1 protein-coding gene is annotated in these 1,712 nt (G+C 69.6%); it reads right to left on the reverse strand.

Translation table 11 applies throughout. From position 1 onward, the window contains the following. A partial coding sequence (locus ON21_RS24750) for a condensation domain-containing protein (protein WP_039801413.1) occupies positions 1 to 1,712 on the reverse strand: 1,712 nt, incomplete at both ends.

The raw sequence follows: 1,712 nt of genomic DNA on the forward strand, positions 1-1,712 counted from the left end.
CAACCACGCCTGTTCGGCGATCACATCCGGCAGTGTCGCGCCGGGAACCCAGGCTCCCGGCGTATTCCACGCGCTCAGGACCTGGTCGCGTTCGCCGGGCGCGAGTACGTCGATATCGCCGACCACGGCGGTGGCATCGGCCGCGACCGCCGCGAGGACCCGGCGGAACCGGCTCGCGAAGTTCCGCACCGTCGATTCGTCGAACAGGTCGGTCGCGTAGCCGATCACCACCGACAGGCCCGAGGTATCGGGCTGCTCGGCCAGGGTGATCTGCAGATCGAACTTGGCCGCCGACACTCCCGGATCGATGCCCGACACCGTGAGCCCGGGCAACTCGAGCGTCGCGGGCGCCAGGTTCTGCAGCACCAGCATCACCTGGAACAGCGGATGCCGCGCCGCCGAGCGGACCGGGTCGAGCAACTCGACCAGTCGCTCGAACGGCAGGTCGGCGTGGCCGAACGCGGCGACGTCGGTCTTGCGGACCTCGGCCAGCAGTGATTCGAACGACGTGCCTGACTCGACCTCGGTGCGCAGCACCAGCGTGTTGACGAACATGCCGATGAGGTCGTCGAGTTCGGCCTCGCCGCGGCCGGCCACCGGGGTGCCGATAGCGATGTCCGAGGTGCCCGACAGCCGGGCCAGCAACACCGCCAAGGCGGCGTGCACCACCATGAACAGCGTCGAATTGTGTTGCTTGGCCAGGTTTTCGAGCCCGGCGTGCAGGTCGGCGTCGATGTCGAAGGCGAAACTGCCTCCGCGATACGACGCTCGGCCGGGCCGAGGCCGGTCGGTCGGCAGTGGCAGTTCCTCGGGCAGGGCGGCGAGCGCGTCCCGCCAGTACGCGGCCTGCTGCGAGATCAAGCTCTGCGGGTCGTCCTCGGAGCCGAGCACCTCCCGCTGCCACAGGCTGTAGTCGGCGTACTGCACCGGCAGCGGCACCATGGCAGGGGCCTCGCCTCTGCTGCGCGCCTCGTAGGCCACGACCAGATCCCGGGTGAGCGGTCCCAGCGACCACCCGTCGGAGCTGATGTGGTGCGCGACGAAGACCAGCACGTGCTCGGTGGGGTCGTCCGCGCTCGCGGACGCGATCTCGAACAGCGCCACCCGGAACGGCACCTCGGTGGTGACCTCGAACCCGGCGCTGACCACGCTGGTCACCACGGCGACCGAATCGGCCGCTTCGACTCGCGTGGGTGTGAGGTCGATCGGCACCTCGTCCGCCGCCAGCACCTGCTGGACGGGGCCGTCGGGCGTCTGCGGGTAGATGGTGCGCAGGATCTCGTGGCGCGCCACCAGATCCGCGACCGCCTGTCGCAGGGCCGCGACGTCCAGGTCCCCCGTGAGGCGGATGGCGGCCGGGATGTTGTAGACCGATGAGGCCGGATCGAACTGGTTGAGGAACCACATGCGCTGCTGTGCCAGCGACAGCGGGATGCGGTCCGGACGCGGACCGGCCACCAAGGCTTTGCGCCCGCCGCTACCCGCGTGCTGCTCAACCTTCGTCGCGAGTCCGGTGACGGTGGAGGCTTCGAAGATGGTGCGGACGGGGACACGAGTGTCCAGTGCCGCGCCGATACGCGCGGCGACCTGCGTCGCCAACAGCGAGTTACCACCCAAGGCGAAGAAGTCGTCGTCCACGCCGACCCGCTCGGCACCCAGGACCTCGACGAACACGGTCGCCACGATCTCCTCGATCGGCGTCGAGGGCGCAC

Origin of the sequence: Nocardia araoensis NBRC 100135 (genome assembly GCF_000308435.1) — a bacterium.
In the GTDB taxonomy this organism is placed as follows: domain Bacteria; phylum Actinomycetota; class Actinomycetes; order Mycobacteriales; family Mycobacteriaceae; genus Nocardia; species Nocardia araoensis.